Here is a 15,106-nt window from a genome sequence, read left to right as displayed (position 1 = left end):
TTATGGGATCTGCTGATTACTCTAGGCCGGTTTTTAAGGAAGAGCCCGTCGTCAGAACGGGTACAAAGTCACATAACGGAGTTTTGAATGACAGCTAGCACCCCAATGCTTATCACCTTTTTGGTGTACATCCTCGGGATGGTGTTGATAGGTTTTGTCGCCTATCGCGCCACCCGCAACTTCGACGATTACATTCTCGGCGGTCGCCGCATGGGGAGCTGGGTCACCGCCCTCTCCGCCGGCGCGTCCGACATGAGCGGCTGGTTGCTGATGGGCCTGCCGGGCGCCGTCTTCATCGGCGGCATCTCAGAGAGCTGGATCGCCATCGGCCTGGTCATCGGTGCCTACTTCAACTGGCGCTGGGTCGCCGGTCGGCTGCGGGTTCACACCGAGAAGAACCGCAACGCCCTGACCCTGCCGGACTACTTCACCTACCGCTTCGAGGACAAGAGCCGGGTGTTGCGCATCCTCTCCGCCCTGGTGATCCTGCTGTTCTTCACCATCTACTGCGCCTCCGGCGTGGTGGCCGGTGCCCGCCTGTTCGAGAGCACCTTCGGCATGGATTACAACACCGCCCTCTGGGTCGGTGCCGCGGCCACTATCACCTACACCTTCTTCGGCGGCTTCCTCGCGGTGAGCTGGACCGATACGGTGCAGGCCACCCTGATGATCTTTGCCCTGATCCTGACCCCGGTGTTCGTCATCATCGCCGTCGGCGGCATCGACACCGCCATGGTGCAGGTGGCGGCGCAGAATGCCAGCAACCTCGACATGTTCAAGAATCTGGACTTCATCGCCATCATCTCCCTGATGGCCTGGGGCCTGGGTTACTTCGGCCAGCCCCACATCCTGGCGCGTTTCATGGCGGCGGATTCCCACCACTCCATGGCCAGCGCCCGTCGCATCAGCATGACCTGGATGGTGCTCTGCCTCGGCGGCGCAGTAGCCATCGGCTTCTTCGGCCTGTCCTACTTCAGCACCTTCACCGAGCAGGCGGCCGGCGTCACCGGCAACCCGGAGCGGGTCTTCATCGAGCTGTCCAAGATCCTGTTCAACCCCTGGGTCGCCGGCGTGCTGCTCTCCGCCATCCTGGCGGCCGTGATGAGTACGCTCAGCTGTCAGCTGCTGGTCTGCTCCAGCGCCATCACGGAAGATCTCTACAAGCCCTTCCTGCGCAAGAACGCCTCCCAGCAGGAGCTGGTGTGGGTCGGCCGTGCCATGGTGCTGCTGATCTCCCTCATCGCCATCGCCGTGGCCGTGAACCCGGAGAACCGGGTGCTGGGTCTGGTGAGCTACGCCTGGGCCGGTTTCGGTGCCGCCTTCGGTCCCGTGGTGCTGCTCTCCGTGCTCTGGTCACGCATGACCCGCAACGGCGCCCTGGCGGGCATGCTGGTGGGTGCCCTGACCGTCATCGTCTGGAAGCAGTTCGGCTGGCTGGGTCTGTATGAGATCATCCCGGGCTTCGTGCTCTCCGCTTTGGCGATAGTGGTGTTCAGCCTGCTGGACAAGGCCCCGTCCAAGGCCATGCTGGAGCGCTTCGACGAGGCCGAACGCGAGTTCAACTCCCCCGCCATCTCGGGCGAACCCGTCGCGGTGAAATGATCCCTGCGAGATAAGTCTCAGATAGCAAAAAGCCCCGCACTGCGGGGCTTTTTCATTTCACAAGCCGATGGGAGGCTTATTCGTTGCTGCCCTTGCCGGACTGCATGCAGGTGAGGGCCGGCTCGCCATAACGCTCGAGCCGGGCCTCCTTGCCCTTGGTAAAGAGGGTGAGGTTCTGCCCCTCGTAACGGGCACCGCTGCCGGTGGGAACGCCATAGGCCAGCACCTGCTGAGCCGGACCCAGGTTGATGGTGGCGGCGGGCAGCTTGCCGTCGTTGTAGAAGTAGGCGGTGAGGGTCAGATCCTTGCCGCACTGGTAGATAACGGGGGAGGGTACCATCAGCTGGCCCCCCTTGATCTGCAGCTCGGTGATGCGGGTCTGGTAGCTCGACTCGATGCACTTGCCGGGATCTGCATCCTTCCAGCACTCGTTGCGTCCCTTGATCCAGCCGCGCTGCATCGCCTTCTCTGTCTTCGCCTGCTCGGGAGAGAAGTTGGCGATGGCCTTGGGGTAGAGGGCGGCGAGCTCGTTATCCAGGGCGGCCAGCGCCGCATCCTGGCAGATGAGCTGTTCGGCGCTGCTGTGGGCCTTGGCGCAGTCGAAGGAGGGGGCTGTGCCGGCCAGGGCCGGCAGGGAGAGAAGCAGCAGTGGGGCCAGCAGTCGTTTGTCCATGTTCAAGATCCCATCGGGTGGTGATGAGGCACTAGAACATAGAAACCCTACCCTGGCTAAGTCTTTATGAGAGGGCGGAAGGGAATGACGACAGCGGTTGTCATCAGGCCAGGGCGGGTTGCTGGCGGGCGCGCCACAGCCGCTCGTGGAAGAAGAAGACCACGGTATTGACGGTGGGCTCCAGCATGGCCATGACGCCGCCGGTGAGCAGCTCGCCGCTCAGCAGGAAGGCAACCCCGAACGCCACCGAGAAGTGCACGACGGCGAAGCTGCTGGTCTTGGCCTGCAGGCTGTGATTGGGCTTGAACTTGTGCCAGGCAAGGTCGTGGAAGTAGAAAGCGACCGTGTTGACGGCGGGCTCGACGAGGGCTATCAGGCTAGCGGTCAGCAGTTCGCCGGTCAGCAGGTAAGCCAGGGTGAAGGCGACGGTGAAGTGCAGACAGGCGAAGCTGATGGTCTTGATCATGGTGGTGACTCCCTCTGGTGATGAGAAGAGTATGCCTCGGAAATTGCTTAAATGAAAATAATTCTCATTTATTGTTCCGATAGGGATGAGCTATCGAGAGGCGATCTGCGCCAGATGGGGACTGGCTGCCGCCTCCCTAGCCGTTACACTGCCTGTTTTCCATGAAAAAGGATCTTTCATGAATATCAATACAACCTTGGCGGGATACTTCATCCTGCTGCTGATGGTGATCGTCGGGTTTATCGCCTATCGGCTGGCCCGCCGCAAGAGCGGTCACCCCGTGCTCATCACCACCCTCTGCGTCCTGCTCTGCCTGTTTCCGCCCATGGCACTGCTGGCCCTGCTGATCCTGGCCCTGTGGCGGGACAAGCCGGGCCCCAACCATAGGGATCTGCAAGGGAGTGCCAGATAAGATTGCGCCAATAAAAAAAGCCCCGAAAGGGGCTTTTTACATGAAGATGAAGAGCTTATTCCTCGACCTTGTTCAGCCACTCCACCCTGTACTGGGCGCCAGCGCCCTGGGCCAGCTTGGCGCACAGGGGCTTCAAGAAAGCCTCAATCTGCTCGGCCAGCATCCAGGGAGGGCTGACGATCAGCATGCCTGAGCCGTTCATGCCCCAATCGGCGGTCTGGCCGGCCACTTCCAGCTCGGCCACCAGCACGTTGCCGAAGTTCTCCCGTTTGATCGCCTTAAGCATGTCGCGGGACTTGTCCGCCTCCTGCCCGAGGATGGGGTACCAGAGCGCATAGATGCCGGTGGCCCAGCGCTTTTGCGCCTTTTTCAGGGTGTCGACCACGGCGAAGTAGTCTTCCTTCAGCTCATAGGGAGGATCGATCAGCACCAGGCCGCGGCGGGGGGTCGGTGGCAGCAGGGCGACCAACCCCTCGAAGCCGTCGCGATGGTGCACGGCGACGCGAGTGTCATAGCCCATGTTGGCGCGCAGGTCCTCCACCTCGTTGTTGTGCAGCTCCATCAGCGCCAGCTTGTCCTGCTCGCGCAGCAGGCGGCGGGACAGCTCGGGGGAGCCCGGGTAGTAGTGCAGCTCGCCGCTCGCGTTCATCTCCTCGATGACGCCGAGATAGGGGGCCATGGTCGCCCACTGGGTCCGCTCGCCCCACAGCCGGCCTATGCCGTCGGCATACTCCGCCTTCTTCTGGGACCAGTCACCGCGCAGGTCGTAGAGACCGCCGCCGGCATGGGTATCCAGCACGATGAAGGGTTTCTCTTTCTTCTTGAGGGACTCGATGATCAGGGCCTGCACGGCGTGTTTGAGCACGTCGGCATGGTTGCCGGCGTGAAAGGCGTGGCGATAACTCAGCATATTAGGTCTCTGAGGGGGCCCTGCTGGGCCCCCAATATCGTTAGATAGTTCAACAGGTTGTGGCTCTCTCCCCGGCGAAGGGGGAGGCTGCGCAGGGTCTGCAGCAAGACGCCTTGTTGCAAGCGTTCCAGCTCCAGTTCGTGGGCCAGCAGGCTCTGGTACTCGGCCTCATCGAGGCGGGACTTGGCGCTCGCGCGCAGGGCGCGCCAGGGGGTCAGCACCGCCTCCGTCCGGGTCAGGGACGGTTGGAAGGCGGCGAGATCGACCGGGATGTCATCCAAATCCAGCCGGTGCAACAGCAGGGCCAGATTCACGTTGCCGCCAAGATCCTGCACCTGCAGCCAGTCCTGGCTGCGCTGACCGTAGTGTTTGCCGCTCCAGTGCCAGAACTCGAGCGGGCTCGGCAGTTCGTGGCTGGCGACCCGCTCATCCGTCATGGTCGCCGTGTCACGCAAAGAAGGCTTGCTCCTGGTTCTCCAGATCTTCCGAGAGGCTCATCCACTCGAGCTCCACCCCTTCCAGCTCCTCCTTGAGGGGGCCCTGGGATTTGAGCAGCTCGGAGAGCTTAGGCTTGGCGGCCTCTTCGTAGATGGCGGGGTCGGCCAGCTGGCTCTCGATATCGGCCAGTTTGGCCTGCAGCTTCTCCATGCTGGCCTCGAGCTTCTCGAGCTTCTGGCGCAGGGGGCGGGTCGCTTGCCGGAACTCCGCCTCGCGCCGCTTCTGATCCTTGCGGGCCACCGCCGAGTTGGCGGAGGCGGGGCCATCCCCTTGCTTGGCGTTGCTCTCTTTCTCCTGCTCGCCGAGCCACTTGTGGTAATCGTCCAGATCCCCGTCGAACGGCTCGACCCGGCCACCGTGCACCAGGTAGAAGTCATCCGTGGTGGTGCGCAGCAGGTGACGGTCGTGAGAGACCACCACCATGGCGCCTTCGAAGCCTTGTAGCGCCATGGTGAGGGCGTGACGCATCTCCAGATCCAGATGGTTGGTCGGTTCATCCAGGAGCAGCAGGTTCGGCTTCTGCCAGGTGATGAGGGCCAGCACCAGTCGCGCCTTCTCGCCGCCGGAGAAGGGGGCCACCTTGTCCAGCGCCTTGTCGCCGTGGAAGCCGAAGCTGCCGAGGTAGTTGCGCAGCTCCTGCTCCGTCTTGTCCGGGGCGAGGCGGGCGAGGTGATCGAGCGGGGTGTCATCCAGGCGCAGGGTCTCCAGCTGGTGCTGGGCGAAGTAGCCGATGCTGACGCCGGCGCTCACCTCCAGCTTGCCCGACAGCGGCGGGTTGCTGCCGGACAGCATCTTGATGAAGGTGGACTTGCCCGCGCCGTTGCGGCCGAGCAGGCCGATGCGCGAACCCGGTACCAGGTTCAGCTTGATCTTCTCCAGGATCACCTTGTCGCCGTAACCGGCGCTGAGGTTCTCCATGGCGATGAGCGGCGTCGGCAGGGCCGATGGCTCGCGAAACTCGAAGCTGAACTCGGAGTCGGCGTGGGCGGGGAGTATCTTCTCCATCCGCTCCATGGCCTTCAGCCGGCTCTGGGCCTGGCGGGCCTTGGAGGCCTTGTAGCGGAAGCGATCCACATAGGCCTGCATGTGGGACATCTCCCGTTGCTGCTTCTCGTACATGGATTGCTGCTGGGCGAGGTGCTCGGCCCGCTGCAGTTCGAAGTCGGAGTAGCCGCCGCTGTATTCGTTGAGCTTGCCGTTCTCGATATGGATGATGCGGTTTACCACGGAGTCGAGGAAGTCACGATCGTGAGAAATCAGCACCAGGGTGCCCTGATAGCCCTTGAGCCACTTCTCCAGCCAGATGACGGCATCGAGATCCAGGTGGTTGGTCGGTTCATCCAGCAGCAGCAGATCGGAGCGGCACAGCAGCGCCTGGGCCAGGTTCAGGCGCATGCGCCAGCCACCGGAGAAACTCCTTACCGGTGCGTTGAGCTGATCGCCGCCGAAGCCGAGGCCGTGCAGCAGCTCGGCGGCGCGGGCGCGGATGCTGTAGGCGCCTATGGTGTCGAGCCGGCCGTGCAGCTCGGCCACCGCCAGGCCGTCGTCATCCTTCTCGGCTTGGGCGAGGCGGGCCTCCAGGGTGCGAAACTCCTTGTCACCGTCGATCACGTACTCGAGGGCCGAGCAGTCCAGTGCCGGTGTCTCTTGGGCCACACCGGCGATCTGCCAGCCGGCGGGCAGGCTGAAGCTGCCGTTGTCGATGGCCAGCTCACCCCGCACCAGGGCGAAGAAGGTGGACTTGCCACAGCCGTTCTTGCCCACCAGACCCACCTTGTGGCCGGGATGTATGGTGGCGGAGGCGTTGTCCAGCAGCGTGCGGCCGCCGCGGATCAGTTCGATTTGACTGGCAACTATCATGGGTTGGATCTGCTTGATTCGAATGAAAGAGAGAAACTGGCGCGGATTTTACGTGAAATGGCACCAATATGCACTGGAGGCGGGGGGAGCCGACTGGCTGCGGGTAGAAAAACGTGCCATAACAGAGACATCAGTCAGGTAGCAGGAGGCAGGCATGCTGGTGAGAGAGATCATGACGACCCGGGTCGCGACGGTGTCCATGGATGACAGACTGAACGTGATCAAGGAGATCTTCGAGCAGGCCCACTTTCGCCACCTGCTGGTGCTGGAGGACGATCTGCTGGTGGGGGTCATCTCGGACAGGGACATGCTGCGGGCCATCAGCCCCTACCTGGATACGGATGCGGAGATGACCCGGGACACAGAAACCCTCAATCGCCGCGCTCACCAGATCATGAGCCGCCACCCCATCACCATAGCCCCGGATCAGACCCTGCAGGCGGCCACCCGGCTGATGCTGGAGAAGCATGTCTCCTGCCTGCCTGTGCTGGAGAACGGTGCCCTGGTCGGTATCCTCAGCTGGACAGACTTGCTCAGCGTCATGCAGGAGTGGGAACCGGCCTGAAGGGGAGGACAAGTCACAAAGGAGGTGCCTTCCTCACCTCTGAGGTGCTATGGTTGTCGATATAAACAGCTGCACATTCATTTTTATCAGTTAATTTATTTCGATTTAATCTATGTTTTTGGATTTAAATGTCGACAGGTGTCAACCTTGGCGACACTTTATGTCGGATGAAACAGGCCTCAAGTGGCCTTCTCGAATTAATCACCCTTCGCTTCAGTTCCAGTCAAGGTTTCCGGATCTACCCTAGGTCATCGGAACATAAACCCGATCAAACGACCGAGCACAGGTCTGATAGAGAGTGTTTACACCAGAGGAACTAACAATGAAAAAGACAGCATTGACCATGGCCATCTCCAGCCTGCTGCTGGCCGGTGGCGCACAAGCTGCCACCGTTTACGATCAGAATGGCTCCAAGCTGGACATCGGCGGCCGCGTCAACGGCATGTACTACGGTACCGATGACGACGCCAGCGAAGGCGACGCCAGCTACCTGCGTCTGCACGTTGCAGGCGAGACCAAGATTGATAACGAAACCACCGCATTCGGTTTCGCCGAGTACAACCTGCCGGTGTCCGGCTCTGACAACGACGAGCTGCGTTACGGCTACGCCGGTATCAAGCACGATCGCTTCGGTGCCTTCAGCTACGGTCGTCAGGACGGCCTGTTCACCAAAGCGGTGAACAACTACACCGACGTGCTGCCTGAGTGGGGTGGTGACGGCCTGGGCAAGGACACCGACGTGTTCGGCACCGGTCGTTCCAACGCGCTGGCCCAGTACATCTACAACTGGCAGGGCCTGACCCTGGGCGCCCAGTTCACCGGTAACAACGACCCGCAGAACGAAAGCCGCAGCGAGCGCGTTGGCCCGAACGGTACCTGGAACCCGAAAGGCTCTTCCGAAGGTTACGCCCTGTCTGCCAACTATGACTTCGACATGGGCCTGAGCCTGGGTGCCGCCTATAACCAGGCTGGCAAGACCGACGAGCAGTCCGCGAACGTGAGCTTCGGCGGCGACAACGATGCCAAGCTGTTCGGTGTGGGTGCCAAGTACTCTGCCGGCAACCTCTACATGGCGGCCACCTACTCCCACGGTGAAGACCACCTGTTCGTCGATACCGGCGCCATGCGCGGTTATGCCGAGAAGATGGATGGCTACGAAGCCGTCGTTCAGTACAACATCACGCCGAAGTTCAAGCCGTCCCTGGCTTACCTGCGCACCGACGTGAAGGACAGCGCACATGGTATCGATGATACCGCCACCGAGTACGTCTCCGTGGGTGCCTGGTACAACTTCACCGACAACTTCAACGCCTACGTTGATTACAAGATCAACCTGCTGGACGAAGTTGGTTCTACCAACATGAACAGCCTGGGCAAGTCTACCGACGACATCGTTGCGGTAGCACTGCAGTACAACTTCTAAGTCATTCCCTGACTGCCTACTGTTGTATCTTTGAACCGGCCGCATTGCGGCCGGTTTTTTTATGGGCGCAATTTGGCAGGGATTCGGTTTGAAAATCCCCGGTTCAGCATGACGCCTCCCGGCCGATAACAGTGAATGCCGGGAAGCGGGGCGCAAGCTCCGCCGGATGGGGATGGGGCGAGGATCACGCCCCGTGCGCAAGCCCCTATCTTTCTTCGGTCTTTTTCATTATTTCTATCTGTGACCGTATGCCCCGAGGGGGATAATGCGGATCCTATATCTTGGCGCCCTGATACCGGGCGGCACTCGGGAAACGGACCTAAGGGCTTTATATGGCGAGCATATTGGATTCAGTGGATCAACGTACCCAGCTGGTGGGAGAGAACCGTCTGGAGTTGCTGATGTTCCGCCTGGGATCCCAGCAGTTGTTTGCAATCAACGTGTTCAAGGTGCGGGAAGTGGTCAAGCTGCCCCACCTCAACAAGATGCCGGGGGCGCACCACAACATCAGCGGGGTGGCGAACATCCGTGGCGCCTCCATCCCGGTGATCAACCTGAGGGGCGCCATCGGCATGCGCCCCATGGCGGTGGACAGCGAGTCCAACCTCATCATCACCGAATACAACCGCACCATTCAGGGCTTCCTGGTGGGGCAGGTGGCCCACATCGTCAACATGACCTGGAAGGACATACTGCCGCCGCCGCGCTCCGCCGGCCGCTCCAACTACCTGACCGCCATCACCCGGGTTCCGGAAGGGGGGGCGGATCAGATCGTCGAGATCATCGACGTGGAGAAGGTGCTGGCGGAGATCATCACCTACGACATCCGCATCTCCGCCGAGGTGCTCGACCGCAATATCCTGCCCCAGATGCAGGGTCGCCGGGTGCTCATCGTCGATGACTCCAGCACGGCCCGCAACCAGGTGCGGGAGACACTTGCCCAGCTCGGACTCGAGGTGATCGAGTGTCAGGACGGCCTGCAGGCCCTCAAGCTGCTCAAGGGCTGGTGCGACGCGGGCAAGAAGGTGACCGACGAGATCATGCTGATGATCACCGATGCCGAGATGCCTGAGATGGACGGTTATCGCCTCACCCACGAGGTGCGCAGCGATCCCCGCATGTCCGATCTCTTCATCACCCTCAACACCTCGCTGAGCGGCAACTTCAACGAGGCCATGGTCAAGAAGGTGGGTTGTGATCGCTTCATCTCCAAGTTCCAGCCAGACCTGCTGGTCGGCGTCGCCCAGGAGCGGCTGCGCCAGATCCTGGGGGCCTGAGCCCGAGGCCGTGATGACATGAAAAAGCCCCCGCCTTGGCGGGGGCTTTCGTTTGTGTCTGCGAGGGCGGCACCTTCGGGGTTATTGGGTCAGCAGGGGCTCGATAAAGCTTGCGACTCTATCGCGGATCTGCGGCTGGGCCTCGGCGGTGGGATGGAGCCCATCATTCATCATGAGTTCAGGGCGCAGCGCAATATCATCCAGAAAGAAGGGCATCAGAGGCAGGGCGTTGGCCTCGGCGAGATCCGGGAAGATCTGCTCGAACTGCTGCAGATAACGAGCCCCGTAGTTGCGGGGCAGCTGGATCTGGGTCAGCACCACCTTCGCCTTGCTGCCCTTGGCCAATGCCAGCATCTTGGTCAGGTTGGCCCGGGTGATGGTGGGGGCGAAGCCCCGCAGGCCATCGTTGCCGCCGAGTTCGATCAACACCCAGTCCGGCTTGTGCTCCTCGAGCAGGGTCGGCAGGCGGGCCAGACCCCCCTGGGTCGTCTCGCCGCTGATGCTGGCGTTGATGAGCCTGTGCTTGCCCCCCTGTTGCTGCCATTTCTCATTGAGCAGGGCAGGCCAGCTCTGCTCGGCCTGCATCTGGTAGCCGGCGCTCAGGCTGTCTCCCAGCACCAGCAGGGTCTGGGCCTGCACCGAGGCTGCCCAGCAGCAGAGGCAACTCAAGGCGAACAGAAAACGCGCCATGGATTCAACTCCCATCATGTCATGCAAGGCCCGAGTCATCGGGCGCTATGGATTGTCGGCAAGGGGGCGGATAAACAGGCCCCCTTGCCATGGCTTTGGCACGCCATCGGCGTGCTCATTTATGGTCCTATCCTTCAGCCGGTATGGATTTTCGGCAAGGGCCCGAGTAAACAGGAATAATGCCATGAATTCAACGCTCACCACTCACAGCCATTCAGGGCCCATGAACACAGGAAACGCAACATGAGTTCAACCCCCATCATCACGGTCAAAGGGCTGGGCAAGACGGTTCGCCTCGGCCAGGAGAGCCTTTCCATCCTCGAGGGGATCGACCTGCAGGTCAACACGGGGGAGACCCTGGCGCTGGTCGGCGCCTCCGGCTCCGGCAAATCTACCCTGCTGGGGCTTCTGGCCGGACTGGATCTGCCGAGCAGCGGCGACATCGAGATCCTCGGTCAGTCCCTGATCCGGCTCGATGAGGAGGGGCGTGCTCGCCTTCGGGCCGAACAGGTGGGCTTCATCTTTCAATCCTTCCTGCTGCTGCCGACCCTGAGCGCCCTGGAGAACGTCATGCTGCCCGCCGAGCTGCATGGCGAGACCGACTGCGAGCCCAGGGCCCGCGAGCTGCTGGCTGAGGTAGGGCTCTCCGAGCGGCTCCATCACCTGCCGCCACGGCTCTCCGGCGGTGAGCAGCAGCGGGTCGCCATCGCCCGGGCCTTTATGACCCGGCCTCAATTGCTATTAGCGGATGAGCCCACAGGCAACCTCGACAGCAAGACGGGGGAGAAGGTGATCGAACTGCTGTTTCGTCTGAACAGAGAACATAACACTACCCTGGTCGTGGTGACCCATGATCATGAGCTGGCCCAGCGCTGCCAGCGACAGCTGGTGATGGCGGCGGGGCGGCTGGAGGCCGAGGTCACCCCAGAGGTTGCCCGGGTCAGGGAGCTGTCATGAGTCGATGGACATTGAAAGGGATGGACTGGGAAGCTGTCGGCGATGAGATGCAGCGGTTGGTGGCAAGGAGGAATGCATGAGTCGATGGTCATTGGCATTGAAGCGGCTGGGCCGGGAAACTGTCGGCGATGAAATGCAGCGGTTGGTGGCAAGGAGGGATTCATGAGTCGATGGCGACTGGGATTGAAGCTGCTGCGCCGGGAAGGCTTCAGCGGTGAGCTGCGCTGGTTTGTGCTGGCCCTGGCCCTGAGCGTGGCCTGCGTGCTGAGCGTGGCGCTGGTGGCGGATCGACTGGATGCGGGGCTCAAGGCCTCGGGGCGCGACTTCATCGGTGCCGACCGGGTGTTGCGCAGCGCCACCCCGGCGCAGGGGGAGTGGCTCGAGCGGGCCGCCCGGGACGGTCTGGCGGTGCAGACCACGGTCAGCTTCAACAGCATGCTGTTTCACGGTGACAGCCTGCAACTGGCTTCCATCCGGGCCGTGCCGGCGGATTTCCCCTTCTACGGCAAGCTGGAGCTCAATCCGCAGCAGGCTCCCGCCCCCGGCGAGATCTGGCTCTCCGATCGGGTGATGCAGCTGCTCGGCGCCAGGGTGGGGGATGAGCTGGAAGTCGGCAATACCAGATTGAAGGTAGCCGGCGAGCTGGGCCAGGAGCCGGATCAGGGCTTCAGCCCCTTCCAGATGGCGCCGAGGGCGCTGATCCACAGTGCCGACATCGAGGCGACCGGCGCCCTCTTGCCGGGCAGTCGCCAGCAGTGGCGCTACCTCATCAAGGGGCCAAGAGAAGCCATCGCCCGTTACGAGGCCTGGCTCAATCCCAGGCTGAGTGCCGGGCAGAAGCTGATCAAACCAGATGATCAGGGCTCCCAGGTGGGCAAGTCCCTGGCCAATGCGGAGCGCTTCTTCCGGCTGGCGTCTCTCGCCGGCGTACTGCTCGGGGCACTGGCCATGGGCATAGCGGTGCGCCACTTCGCCGAGCGCCAGACCAATATGGTGGCCCTGCTGAAGACCCTCGGCGCCTCCAGAGGCACCCTCTGGCAGCTGATGGGGACCCTGCTGTTCTCCCTGACGCTGATCGGGGCCCTCATCGGACTGGTGGCGGGCAGTGCCATGCAGTGGCTGACCCTGCAACTGCTCGGGAACTTGCTGCCAGCGGATCTGCCGCCCCCCTCCTGGCGTCCCTTCGCCCTGGGGCTGGCGGTGGCCTTCTTCATCACCTTGCTGCTGGCGTTCGTGCCCTTCCTGCGTCTGCTCAAGGTACCCCCGCTGCGGGTGCTGCGCCGTGAGCTGGAGGCGGGGATCCCCCCCTGGCTGACGGTGCCGGTCGGCCTGTTCGGCCTGTTCGGCCTGGTGTGGGGTTTCACCGCCGATGTCAGGCTCTCCCTCGGCCTCATCGGCGGCATGGGGGTGTTGATGTTGCTGCTGGCGTTGCTCGCTTCCGGCTTGCTGCGCCTCGGCCGCCGGGTCAAGGGGCCCCACGCCCTGCGCCTCGCCATCAACCACCTCTCCCGGGAGCGCAGCAGCGGCCTGTTCCAGTTGGCGGGCTTCGCGCTGGCACTCATGCTGTTCGGCCTGCTGTGGGCGGCCAGGGTCGATCTGCTCGACGACTTCTCCGCCCGTCTGCCGGCGGACGCTCCGAACCGCTTCCTGGTCAACGTGGCCGACGAGGAGCGGGAGGGGATAGTGGCGGATCTGCACCAGGCCGGCGCCATCACCTCGGACTTCTATCCCATGGTGCGCGGGCGTCTGACCAAGATAGCCGGCCAGGCGGTGGGGGAGGACGCGGCGCGGGAGGGGGTGAACAGGGAGCTCAACTTCACCACCACGGCGGGGCTCCCCCCCGATAACCAGGTGACCGCGGGTCAGTGGCTCGGCGGCAAGGGGGAGGTCTCCGTGGACGAGGCGCTGGCGGGCCAGCTCGGTATCGCTCTCGGGGATATCCTCGGCTTCTCCATCGAGGGGCGCGAGTTCGAGGCCAGGGTCACCAGCCTGAGATCCATCAAGTGGGACAACATGAGGCCGAACTTCTACATGATCTTCTCCGCCGACGTGCTGGCCCCCTTCTCCCAGACCTGGCTCGGCAGCTATCGATTGCCCGCCGAGGGGAAGAGTGCCGAAGTGGAGCTGATCCGGCGCCATCCCACCGTCAGCCTCATCGACGTGGAGGATCTGATCGCGCGGCTCACCGTGGTCTCGGATCAGGTGAGCCGGGCCCTCGGCCTGATGTTGGGGCTGGTGACGGTGGCGGCCCTGCTGGTGCTCCTGACCCAGACCCAGGCCAGCATGGCCCACAGGCGCCGGGAACTCCTGTTGATGCGCACCCTGGGAGCCGGCAGCACCTTGCTCGAGAAGATGCTGCGCTGGGAGTTGGTGGCCAGCGGCCTGCTGGCGGGGCTCTGCGCCGCCATGGTGGTGGAGCTCTGCTCCTTCGGCCTGCAGTGGTGGTGGTTCGATGGCCAGTGGCAGTTCCATTGGGCCATCTGGGTCGGCCTGCCCCTGCTGGGGGCCCTGTTGGTGACCCTGGCCGGTCAGGGCATGCGGCGTCAGCTGCTGGCGGGTACCCTGAGCGATCGGCTCAGGGGCCTGGGTCAGGGGTTGCTGTAACCTGTCCTACGTGGATGGCCGGGACGGTCGTCCGATATGGGACTGACTCCATCGCCACCCACAGAAAAAATCCCGGCGCTTGCCGGGATTTTTTTATCGGGGATCAGCGGGGCGGGCGCAGCAGGTTGTCCAGCGCCTGGGGCAGGGCCGGATAGGTGAAATGGAACCCCGCCTGCTGCAGGCGGGCGGGGAGCACGTGCTGGCCGGTGAGCAGCAGATCCGCCGCCTCCCCCATCATCAGGCGCAGGGCGGCGGCCGGCACCCGCAGCAGGTGCGGGCGGTGTAGTGTCTGGGCCAATCGCAGGCTGAAGCTGTTATTGTCGACGGGACCGGGGGCCGTGCCGTTGAAGATGCCTTCGCACTCGTCGTGCTCCAGCAGGAACAGCATGGCGCGCACCAGATCCTGCACATGGATCCAGCTCATCATCTGCTTGCCCGATCCCATGGGGCCGCCAAGCCCAAGGCGATAAGGGGGCAGCAGCTTGGGCAGGGCGCCCCCGTCCGGGCCGAGCACCAGGCCGATGCGCAGGATGCAGACCCGGGTCCTGGGGCTCCTGGCCTGCAGGGCGAGCTGCTCCCAGCGCTGGCAGAGCTGGTGGGTGAACTCGTCGTGGGGCTGCTGGCAGCTCTCGTCCAGGGGCGTGCTGTCATGGCGACCATACCAGCCGATGGCGGAGGCGTTCAGCAGGAGCTTGGGGGGGCGGTTGGATAGCTTGATGAGATCGACCAGCTGCTCGGTCAGCAGCCAGCGGCTGTTGCACAGCAACTGCTTGCGCTGCTCGTTCCAGCGGCCCGCGGCTATGGGCTCCCCCGCCAGGTTGATGACGATGTCCACGTCGTTGAGATCGTCCAGCCGGTCCAGATTGTCCAGCAGTTTGACGTCGTGGCCGAGCAGCTCATAGGCACGGTTGCCCTGGCGGGTCAGCACCCATACCTCGTGGGCGACCTTGAGGTGTGCCACCAGACGGCGGCCGATAAACCCTGTCCCCCCCGTGATCAGTATCTTCATGCCGAGCCTCCCGATGTCGTTGACTCTACTCTAGAGGGCCGGGGCCCGATGAACAAGCGGCTGTTTTTGCTGACGTTATCTTTTTCCCGCCGGAGAGAGTCCGTCGGATGACGCCCTTCCTCCGGACGCGGAAAAGACGTATACAGGGGGCGGGTTCGCA

Annotated in this window: 14 protein-coding genes; 7 read left to right on the top strand and 7 right to left on the bottom strand. The window is 63.0% G+C overall.

Annotated features, from left to right (window positions below; all coding sequences use genetic code 11):
- Positions 1–87: 87 nt before the first annotated feature.
- Complete coding sequence (putP, locus tag ACT5M9_RS07510; protein WP_457980646.1) at positions 88–1,602, top strand: sodium/proline symporter PutP; 1,515 nt, start codon at positions 88–90, stop codon at positions 1,600–1,602.
- Between the two features lie 76 nt (positions 1,603–1,678).
- Here putP and ACT5M9_RS07505 read toward each other — a convergent pair whose 3' ends face one another.
- Positions 1,679–2,275, bottom strand: a complete 597-nt coding sequence (locus ACT5M9_RS07505) for an MliC family protein (RefSeq protein WP_457980648.1) — start codon at positions 2,273–2,275, stop codon at positions 1,679–1,681.
- 103 nt (positions 2,276–2,378) lie between these two features.
- Complete coding sequence (locus ACT5M9_RS07500; protein ID WP_457980649.1) at positions 2,379–2,741, bottom strand: DUF2061 domain-containing protein; 363 nt, start codon at positions 2,739–2,741, stop codon at positions 2,379–2,381.
- 178 nt (positions 2,742–2,919) lie between these two features.
- Between ACT5M9_RS07500 and ACT5M9_RS07495 the strand changes: the two genes are divergently transcribed.
- Positions 2,920–3,153 carry a hypothetical protein gene (locus ACT5M9_RS07495; protein WP_457980651.1) on the top strand — a complete coding sequence of 78 codons (234 nt, stop codon included), beginning with the start codon at positions 2,920–2,922 and terminating at the stop codon, positions 3,151–3,153.
- Between the two features lie 55 nt (positions 3,154–3,208).
- On the opposite strand, the gene ACT5M9_RS07490 is transcribed toward ACT5M9_RS07495, so the two are convergent.
- Genes ACT5M9_RS07490 through ACT5M9_RS07480 form a run of 3 tightly spaced genes read right to left on the bottom strand, consistent with a single transcriptional unit; the run spans position 3,209 to position 6,421 of the window.
- A complete protein-coding gene (locus ACT5M9_RS07490; protein ID WP_457980653.1) occupies positions 3,209–4,063 on the bottom strand; it encodes a 23S rRNA (adenine(2030)-N(6))-methyltransferase RlmJ in 855 nt (284 codons plus the stop codon).
- Complete coding sequence (locus ACT5M9_RS07485) at positions 4,057–4,518, bottom strand: DUF2390 domain-containing protein (protein WP_457980654.1); 462 nt, start codon at positions 4,516–4,518, stop codon at positions 4,057–4,059. The genes ACT5M9_RS07490 and ACT5M9_RS07485 overlap by 7 nt, the downstream gene beginning before the upstream one ends.
- On the bottom strand, positions 4,511–6,421 hold the full coding sequence (locus ACT5M9_RS07480) for an ABC transporter ATP-binding protein (protein WP_457980656.1): 1,911 nt from the start codon (positions 6,419–6,421) through the stop codon (positions 4,511–4,513). Before ACT5M9_RS07480 ends, ACT5M9_RS07485 begins: the two co-directional genes overlap by 8 nt.
- A gap of 154 nt (positions 6,422–6,575) precedes the next feature.
- On the opposite strand from ACT5M9_RS07480, the gene ACT5M9_RS07475 reads away from it, so the two are divergent.
- The 3 genes from ACT5M9_RS07475 to ACT5M9_RS07465 all read left to right on the top strand — a co-directional run bounded on the left by ACT5M9_RS07475 (position 6,576) and on the right by ACT5M9_RS07465 (position 9,686).
- Positions 6,576–6,986 (top strand): CBS domain-containing protein, encoded by a 411-nt coding sequence (locus ACT5M9_RS07475; RefSeq protein WP_438551798.1) that lies wholly within the window; start codon positions 6,576–6,578, stop codon positions 6,984–6,986.
- Between the two features lie 322 nt (positions 6,987–7,308).
- Positions 7,309–8,409, top strand: a complete 1,101-nt coding sequence (locus ACT5M9_RS07470; protein ID WP_438551799.1) for a porin — start codon at positions 7,309–7,311, stop codon at positions 8,407–8,409.
- 332 nt (positions 8,410–8,741) lie between these two features.
- Entirely contained in the window at positions 8,742–9,686 is a 945-nt protein-coding gene (locus tag ACT5M9_RS07465; protein ID WP_457980658.1) for a chemotaxis protein CheV, read from the top strand.
- 81 nt (positions 9,687–9,767) lie between these two features.
- Here the strand turns inward: ACT5M9_RS07465 and ACT5M9_RS07460 are convergent, their stop codons facing one another.
- Positions 9,768–10,376: an arylesterase gene (locus ACT5M9_RS07460; RefSeq protein ID WP_457980660.1), complete on the bottom strand. Its 609-nt coding sequence runs from the start codon at positions 10,374–10,376 to the stop codon at positions 9,768–9,770.
- A 243-nt stretch (positions 10,377–10,619) separates the two neighbouring features.
- On the opposite strand from ACT5M9_RS07460, the gene ACT5M9_RS07455 reads away from it, so the two are divergent.
- Together ACT5M9_RS07455 and ACT5M9_RS07450 are read left to right on the top strand one after the other, a co-directional pair.
- Entirely contained in the window at positions 10,620–11,333 is a 714-nt protein-coding gene (locus ACT5M9_RS07455) for an ABC transporter ATP-binding protein (RefSeq protein ID WP_457980662.1), read from the top strand.
- Positions 11,334–11,495: 162 nt separating this feature from the next.
- A complete protein-coding gene (locus ACT5M9_RS07450; protein WP_457980664.1) occupies positions 11,496–13,937 on the top strand; it encodes an ABC transporter permease in 2,442 nt (813 codons plus the stop codon).
- Positions 13,938–14,040: 103 nt separating this feature from the next.
- On the opposite strand, the gene ACT5M9_RS07445 is transcribed toward ACT5M9_RS07450, so the two are convergent.
- On the bottom strand, positions 14,041–14,946 hold the full coding sequence (locus tag ACT5M9_RS07445; protein WP_457980666.1) for a TIGR01777 family oxidoreductase: 906 nt from the start codon (positions 14,944–14,946) through the stop codon (positions 14,041–14,043).
- Positions 14,947–15,106: the final 160 nt, after the last annotated feature.

This window comes from Aeromonas sp. AE23HZ002T15, from assembly GCF_054165525.2.
This window is presented reverse-complemented; position numbering and strand designations above follow the sequence as displayed.

Coding starts and splice junctions, on each gene's coding strand:
- putP (WP_457980646.1), top strand. CDS start 88: ATGACAGCTAGCACCCCAATGCTTATCACCTTTTTGGTGTACATCCTC.
- ACT5M9_RS07505 (WP_457980648.1), bottom strand. CDS start 2,275: ATGGACAAACGACTGCTGGCCCCACTGCTGCTTCTCTCCCTGCCGGCC.
- ACT5M9_RS07500 (WP_457980649.1), bottom strand. CDS start 2,741: ATGATCAAGACCATCAGCTTCGCCTGTCTGCACTTCACCGTCGCCTTC.
- ACT5M9_RS07495 (WP_457980651.1), top strand. CDS start 2,920: ATGAATATCAATACAACCTTGGCGGGATACTTCATCCTGCTGCTGATG.
- ACT5M9_RS07490 (WP_457980653.1), bottom strand. CDS start 4,063: ATGCTGAGTTATCGCCACGCCTTTCACGCCGGCAACCATGCCGACGTG.
- ACT5M9_RS07480 (WP_457980656.1), bottom strand. CDS start 6,421: ATGATAGTTGCCAGTCAAATCGAACTGATCCGCGGCGGCCGCACGCTG.
- ACT5M9_RS07475 (WP_438551798.1), top strand. CDS start 6,576: ATGCTGGTGAGAGAGATCATGACGACCCGGGTCGCGACGGTGTCCATG.
- ACT5M9_RS07470 (WP_438551799.1), top strand. CDS start 7,309: ATGAAAAAGACAGCATTGACCATGGCCATCTCCAGCCTGCTGCTGGCC.
- ACT5M9_RS07465 (WP_457980658.1), top strand. CDS start 8,742: ATGGCGAGCATATTGGATTCAGTGGATCAACGTACCCAGCTGGTGGGA.
- ACT5M9_RS07460 (WP_457980660.1), bottom strand. CDS start 10,376: ATGGCGCGTTTTCTGTTCGCCTTGAGTTGCCTCTGCTGCTGGGCAGCC.
- ACT5M9_RS07455 (WP_457980662.1), top strand. CDS start 10,620: ATGAGTTCAACCCCCATCATCACGGTCAAAGGGCTGGGCAAGACGGTT.
- ACT5M9_RS07450 (WP_457980664.1), top strand. CDS start 11,496: ATGAGTCGATGGCGACTGGGATTGAAGCTGCTGCGCCGGGAAGGCTTC.
- ACT5M9_RS07445 (WP_457980666.1), bottom strand. CDS start 14,946: ATGAAGATACTGATCACGGGGGGGACAGGGTTTATCGGCCGCCGTCTG.